Source organism: Erythrobacter donghaensis (assembly GCF_001557325.1).
GTDB lineage: Bacteria > Pseudomonadota > Alphaproteobacteria > Sphingomonadales > Sphingomonadaceae > Erythrobacter > Erythrobacter donghaensis_B.
In genome coordinates this window covers 1-6,309 of sequence record NZ_LSJS01000082.1, presented here as the reverse complement: position 1 = coordinate 6,309, position 6,309 = coordinate 1, and the positions used below count along the sequence as shown (strand labels likewise).

The 6,309-nt window shown below is 70.0% G+C and carries 6 protein-coding genes; 4 read left to right on the top strand and 2 right to left on the bottom strand.

Annotated features, from left to right (window positions below; all coding sequences use genetic code 11):
• The coding region (xseA, locus tag AX692_RS04280) for an exodeoxyribonuclease VII large subunit (RefSeq protein WP_073975296.1) at positions 1 to 1,385 on the bottom strand (1,385 nt) is incomplete at its 3' end.
• On the opposite strand from xseA, the gene purD reads away from it, so the two are divergent.
• The 3 genes from purD (at position 1,384) to AX692_RS04265 (ending at position 4,140) form a co-directional block, all read left to right on the top strand.
• A complete protein-coding gene (gene purD / locus AX692_RS04275) occupies positions 1,384 to 2,685 on the top strand; it encodes a phosphoribosylamine--glycine ligase (RefSeq protein ID WP_073975297.1) in 1,302 nt (433 codons plus the stop codon). The genes xseA and purD overlap by 2 nt on opposite strands.
• 175 nt (positions 2,686 to 2,860) lie before the next feature.
• Positions 2,861 to 3,241, top strand: a complete 381-nt coding sequence (locus AX692_RS04270) for a hypothetical protein (RefSeq protein WP_155644857.1) — start codon at positions 2,861 to 2,863, stop codon at positions 3,239 to 3,241.
• An 80-nt stretch (positions 3,242 to 3,321) separates the two neighbouring features.
• On the top strand, positions 3,322 to 4,140 hold the full coding sequence (locus AX692_RS04265) for a hypothetical protein (RefSeq protein ID WP_073975299.1): 819 nt from the start codon (positions 3,322 to 3,324) through the stop codon (positions 4,138 to 4,140).
• Between the two features lie 243 nt (positions 4,141 to 4,383).
• Here AX692_RS04265 and AX692_RS04260 read toward each other — a convergent pair whose 3' ends face one another.
• Positions 4,384 to 5,385 carry an adenosine kinase gene (locus AX692_RS04260; RefSeq protein ID WP_073975300.1) on the bottom strand — a complete coding sequence of 334 codons (1,002 nt, stop codon included), beginning with the start codon at positions 5,383 to 5,385 and terminating at the stop codon, positions 4,384 to 4,386.
• Positions 5,386 to 5,514: 129 nt separating this feature from the next.
• Here AX692_RS04260 and AX692_RS04255 point away from each other — a divergent pair, with 129 nt between their 5' ends.
• Positions 5,515 to 6,219: an EI24 domain-containing protein gene (locus tag AX692_RS04255; RefSeq protein ID WP_073975301.1), complete on the top strand. Its 705-nt coding sequence runs from the start codon at positions 5,515 to 5,517 to the stop codon at positions 6,217 to 6,219.
• The last annotated feature ends 90 nt before the right edge of the window (positions 6,220 to 6,309 follow it).

Here is a 6,309-nt window from a genome sequence, read left to right as displayed (position 1 = left end):
CCCTCGGGGATGGCGGCGAGCGTGCCGTCCCGGAACTGGAGCTGGAGGCGCGCCTCGCCTGCGGCTTCGGCGCGGGTGGTCAGCGCCTTGCCCGATGCGTCGCGGATGATGGCATAGCCGCGCTCGAGCGGCCTTTCGGGGTGGAGCTGGCTCATCACCCGCGCCAGCGAAGCAAGCCGCTGGGTGCCCTCGCGCAGGGGGCGCTCGACGAGCGCGGGGGCGAGGCGCGCGCGGTCGAGCCGGCGCTGCGCTTCGGCGGCGCTGCGCGCCAGCAGGCTGGGCGAAAGCCGCGCGGCCACCCCGGCGAGCCGCTCGCGCCCCTTGGCCGAGCGGTCGCCCAGCGCGCGGCGGAGGCGTTCCGACAGGTCGTCAAGGCGCTGGGTCTGGGGTTGCAGCAGGTTCTCCGGTCGCGGCAGCAGGCGCGCGCGCGCGGCGAGCCGTTCGCGTGCGAGCTCGTGCCCGCGATGCACCGCGCGGCGCTGGCGGGCGGCGAGGTCGGTGAGAGTGAAGGCAAGGTCCGCGCGCACTGGCACAGCCATCTCGGCCGCCGCGGTGGGCGTGGGCGCGCGGCGGTCGGCGGCGTGGTCGGCGAGCGTGGTGTCGGTCTCGTGACCCACGGCGCTGATCACGGGAATCGCGCAGTCGGCGATGGCGCGGACCACCACCTCCTCGTTGAAGCTCCACAGGTCCTCGATCGACCCGCCGCCGCGCGCGACGATCACCACGTCGGGGCGGGGGATCGGGCCGCCGGGCGCCAGACCCGAGAAGCCCCGAACCGCGGCGGCGACCTGCTCGGCCGCGCCCTGGCCCTGCACCAGCACCGGCCAGACGACGACGTGGCTCGGGAAGCGGTCGGCGAGGCGGTGGAGAATGTCGCGGATCACCGCCCCCGTCGGCGAGGTGACCACGCCGATCACCCGCGGCAGGAACGGCAGGCGGCGCTTGCGCTCGGGCGCGAACAGGCCTTCTGCCGCCAGCCTCGCGCGGGTCTTCTCGAGCAGCGCCAGCAACGCGCCCTCGCCAGCCAGCTCGAGCGAATCGATCACGATCTGGTATTTCGAGCGCCCCGGATAGGTGGTGAGCTTGCCGGTGGCGATCACCTCGAGGCCGTCCTCGGCGCGGAAATTGAGGCGGGCGGCGCTCCCTTTCCACATCACCCCGTCGATCACCGCGCCCTCGTCCTTGAGGGCGCAGTAGAAATGGCCCGAGGCCGCGCGCTTCACCCCCGAAAGCTCGCCGCGCAGCCGCACGAAGCCGAAGCGGTCCTCGACCGTGCGCTTGAGCAGCGCGGATATCTCGCTGACGGTGAGCGGCTGGGCGTTGTCGCCCGGGGTCACGCGCGCTACCAGCCCGGCATCGTCATCGCTGTTGGGCGGAGGGGCCATGAATATCCTGCTTTTGGGCTCTGGGGGCCGCGAACATGCGCTGGCGTGGAAGCTGGCGCAATCCCCGAGCCTTGCAAAGCTCTACGCCGCCCCCGGAAATCCCGGCATCGCCGAGGAGGCGGAATGCGTGGCGCTGGAGGTGACGGACCACGGCGCGGTGATCGCCTTCTGTGCGGAGAAGCGGATCGGCCTCGTCGTCGTCGGCCCGGAGGCGCCGCTGGTGGACGGCCTCTCGGACTCGCTGAGGGCGGCGGGCGTGCCGGTGTTCGGCCCCTCGCAGGCCGCGGCGCGGCTCGAGGGCTCCAAGGGCTTTACGAAAGACCTGTGCCAGCGTGCGGGCATTCCCACCGCCGGTTACGTGCGCACCAGCAGCCTTGAGGAGGCCCGCGCCGCGCTCGCCCGCTTCGCCGCGCCCTATGTGCTCAAGGCCGATGGCCTCGCGGCGGGCAAGGGCGTGGTGATCGCCGCCACCCTCGCCGAGGCCGAGGCCGCGCTCGCCGACATGTTCGGCGGGGCCTTCGGCGGCGCGGGCGCGCAGGTGGTGATCGAGGAATTCATGGAAGGCGAGGAAGCGAGCTTCTTCGCCCTGACCGACGGCACGGCAATTGTCCCCTTCGGCTCTGCGCAAGACCACAAGCGGGTCGGCGACGGCGATGTCGGCCCCAACACCGGCGGCATGGGCGCCTATTCGCCCGCGCCGGTGCTGACACCGGAACTGCAGGCCCGCGTCATGGCCGAGATCATCGAGCCGACCGTGCGCACCATGCGCGAGGAGGGCAACACCTATCAGGGCGTGCTCTTCGCCGGGCTGATGCTGACCGCGGACGGCCCCAAGCTGATCGAATACAACGCCCGCTTCGGCGACCCGGAGTGCCAGGTGCTGATGATGCGGCTGCGCGACGATCTGGCCAACATCATGTGGCTGTGCGCCACCGGCAGGCTCGATGAACTGGACGAAGAATCGCCCGAATTCGAGGCGGTCTATGCGCTCACGGTCATCATGGCCGCAAACGGCTATCCCGGCACGCCCGAGAAGGGCGGCGCGATCGACATTTCGGCATGCGACCAGACGGGTGCGAGAGATCAGCGCCACCTCAAGATCTTCCACGCCGGCACCGCGCTGAAGGACGGCGCGCTGGTGGCGAACGGGGGCCGGGTGCTCGCCGTCACCGCGACTGGCGCGAGCGTCACCGAAGCGCAGGCCAAGGCCTACGCAGCGGTCGATGCGATCACCTTCCCCACCGGCTTTTGCCGCCGCGACATCGGCTGGCGCGAGGTGGCGCGCGAGGCCGAAGTCTAATTACTTCCCCGTCACCCCGTGCCTGACACGGGGCTTGGCTTCTCTGTCCGATAGGAAGGAAGAAAAAAGCCGACCCCCGTGTCAAGCACGGGGCGACGAAGAGGGGTGCTGGCGACCCGCAGCAAATTTGATCCCGATCAAGGACGCCGTGACGCGGCAGGCTCACAAGACCAGCATGACCCATCGTCCCGTGCTGCTCATCGCCCTGACCGCGCTCGCCGCCTGCTCCACCGCGCCGGGCTCGGAAAACCCGCCGCCGATGGTGGGCAAGCCGACCTCGTCCTCACCCGACACCCGCGCGCCGGCCTTTGTCGAGGCGGCCTGCGGGGGGTGCCATGCGGTCGAGCCGCCGTTTCTCTCGCCCAATCCCGCCTCCCCCAGCTTTGCCGCGATCGCCAACCGGCCGGGCCTCTCCGAGAAATCGCTCGGCGACTGGCTGGAGGATGCGCACAACTATCCCGAGGACATGGATTTCACCCTGACCCGCAAGCAGATCGACCAGATCGCCGCCTACATGGTGACCCTGCGCGATGCGGGATACGTGCCGCCGAAGTAGCCGCACGAGGGCACCTTTGCCCGCTTGCCGCGAACGTGATACATCGCGAGACGGTCGCTATCGGGAAGGGGGGAATCTCGATGCCGTATCGCCTTGCGCCGTATTTCGTGGGTTTCGTGCTGCTGGTCATCATGACCGGTTTCTGGGCGAGCTATTTCGGCGCGAGCGGCCCGATCCCGCTCGCCTTCCACGTCCATGCGATCTCGTCGATGACCTGGCTGGTGCTGCTGATCGCCCAGCAGGTCGTGATCCAGCGCCGCGCGACCGATCTGCACCGCTGGATGGGGCGGGCGAGCTTCGCGCTGTTCCCGTTCCTGATCTTCGGCTTCGTGATGATCATCAACCTCACCGCGGGCAATTTTGCAGCCGGAGACGGTCCTGTGACCATGGCGCTCGGCCCGTCCTTCGGGATCGGGATGGGAATCGCGATCGCGGCGTACCTCACGCTGTTCTATCTGGCGCTCAAGCACCGGCGCAATGTGAAGCTCCACGCCGGCTACATGCTGGCGACCCCGCTGATCCTGTTCGAAAGTCCGTTCAGCCGGGTGATGGGCGATTACCTGCCATGGATGAACGTGATCGGGAGCAAGTTTCCGCACGCGATCCTCGATACGATCCTGATCAGTGACGCGATGGTGGCGGTCTTTGCTCTGGTGCTGTGGTGGCGCAACCGCAAGCACGGCGCGCCCTGGCTGGTCGCGGCGGGCTTCGCGGCGGTGCAGGGCGTGGTCATGTGGTTTGCGCCCTTCATCCCGGCGATCACCGCAGGCTTTGCGGCCTATGCGGCGATCCCGCCTGCGGTGAGCCTGGCGCTGGGCGTTGCGGCCGGGGGCGCGGCGGCGTGGCTGGGCTGGGAGGCGGGCAAGACCCCGGTGCGGCGCGCGGCGGCTGCGACCTAGAACCAGGACAGGCTCTAAGACCGACGGCGCTTTCCTACAGGGGTATCGCGGGTTTAGAGCCTAACCAGGACAGGCTCCAGGCTCCGTCCCGCTCTTTCGCATCGTCAGCCCCGCATATGGCACAGGCACGCAAAACGGGGCCTGTTCCCCTGTCCGTCCGCATTGTCCGATGAAGGATAACTCATTGGCAAGATAACAGGAATCTCGCCGGAGCAAAGCGGACACAGTGTCCGCTTTGTCCGCTTACAACCGTTCTTCCATCAGCTTCACCATGTCCGCCTCGGGCCGCGGGCCGTAGTGCGAGATCACCTCCGAGGCGCAGATCGCGCCGCGCTTCAGGCACCGCGTCAGCGGCTCGCCCTTGGCGTAGCCCGACAGGAAGCCCGCCGCGAACTGGTCGCCCGCGCCGGTGGTGTCGACCACCTTGACGACCGGCACCGCGGCGACCTCGGCCCGCTCGCCATGGGCGATGGCGACCGCGCCCTTCTCGCTCCGGGTCGCGACCAGCACCGGCACCTTGTCGGCGACCTGCGCGAGGCCCGTCTCGAAGTCAGATTCGCCCGTCAGCGTGGCGAGTTCGCTCTCGTTGACGAACAGGATGTCGATGATGCCTTCCTCGATCATCGCGCGGAAATCGTCACCGTGGCGGTCGATCACGAAGCTTTCGGAGGCGGTGAAGGCGATCTTGCGGCCGGCCGCGCGGGCGACCTCGATCGCGCGGCGCATCGCGCGGCGGGGCTCTTCGGGGTCCCACAGGTAGCCTTCGAGATAGAGGATCGCGCCGCTGGCGATCAGCGCCTCGTCGAGCGCGGCGGCGGGCAGGAACTGGCCTGCGCCGAGGAAGGTGTTCATGGTGCGCTCGCCATCGGGCGTCACGAAGATGAGCACGCGGCCGGTGGCGGGTTCGCCGGTGCGCGCCGGCGTGTCGAAGTCGATGCCGGTGGCGCGCATGTCGTGGCGGAACACCTTGCCGAGCTGGTCCTCGGCGACCTGGCCGATGAAGGCGCATTGCAGGCCGAGCGTCGCCAGCCCCGCCAGCGTGTTGGCCGCAGAGCCGCCCGAGACTTCGCGCGCGGGAGGCATGGCTTCGTAGAGCTCCTCGGCGCGCGCCTCGTCGATCAGGGTCATCCCGCCGCGGTTGAGCTGGAGCTCGGTGATCAGCTCCTCCTCGCAGGAGGCGATCACGTCGACCACGGCGTTGCCGATGGCGATGACGTCGTAGCGGGGCGGGGTGGTCTCGGGCACGGGCGGCTCTTCCTTGGATGGTGGATTGCGGGAGCGCCTAGCGGCCTTCGGGCCCCTCGCCAAGCGATCTGTGTGCGGTGCAGTGCAGGCGCGTTGACTTCGCAGGGCCGGGTGCGCATCGGATGATACATGTCCGCCGTTCCTGCCGCGATCGTGAAGGCCTTTGGCCAGCTGGGCGACCGCGCTGTCGTCCACGTGGGGCTCAAGAGCGTCGCGGTGACGCTGGCGGTGTTCGCGGCGGCCAGCGTCGGGATGTGGTTCGCCCTCGGATGGCTACGGCAGAGCCCGTGGATCGCCGCGCTGCTGCCGGCCGAGGTGGCCGGCCCGCTGGTGGTCGCGGTGTGGCTGGCGGTGAGCCTCCTCGCCTTCTGGCTGCTGTTCCGGGTGGTGGCGCTGGCGGTGCTCCAGCTCTTCGCCGACGAGGTGGTGGCGGCGGTCGAGGCGCGGCACTACCCCGAGCTCGCGAGCCGCGCGCAGCCGCTGCCGCTGGCGCGCGAGGTGGCGGTGGCCAGCAAAGGCCTGATGCGGGCGCTCGGCTACAACCTGCTGGCGCTGCCAATCGCTGCGGTGCTGGTGTTCACCGCGATCGGCCCGGCGCTGGTGTTCCTTGGCGTCAACGCGGTGCTGCTCGGGCGCGAGCTCACCGACATGGCGTGGCTGCGGCACTGTGAAGGCGACACGCGAGGCAACCCCGTGCCACGCGCCGAGCGCATCCTGCTCGGCGCCGTGGTGGCGGGGATGATGGCGGTGCCGCTGGTGAACCTCGTCGCCCCGCTGGTGGGCGCTGCGGCGGGGACGCATCTGGTGCTGCGCCGGATCGGGGGGAAGGGGTGAGGCGCCGCCCGCTCCTCACCGCCGCGCTGCTGGCGGCGGCGCTCGGCGGTTGCGCGGGAGGCGCTGGCCCCGGCCGCAAGCCTGCCGCCG

Coding starts and splice junctions, on each gene's coding strand:
- AX692_RS04270 (WP_155644857.1), top strand. CDS start 2,861: ATGACCCATCGTCCCGTGCTGCTCATCGCCCTGACCGCGCTCGCCGCC.
- AX692_RS04265 (WP_073975299.1), top strand. CDS start 3,322: ATGCCGTATCGCCTTGCGCCGTATTTCGTGGGTTTCGTGCTGCTGGTC.
- AX692_RS04255 (WP_073975301.1), top strand. CDS start 5,515: ATGTCCGCCGTTCCTGCCGCGATCGTGAAGGCCTTTGGCCAGCTGGGC.
- purD (WP_073975297.1), top strand. CDS start 1,384: ATGAATATCCTGCTTTTGGGCTCTGGGGGCCGCGAACATGCGCTGGCG.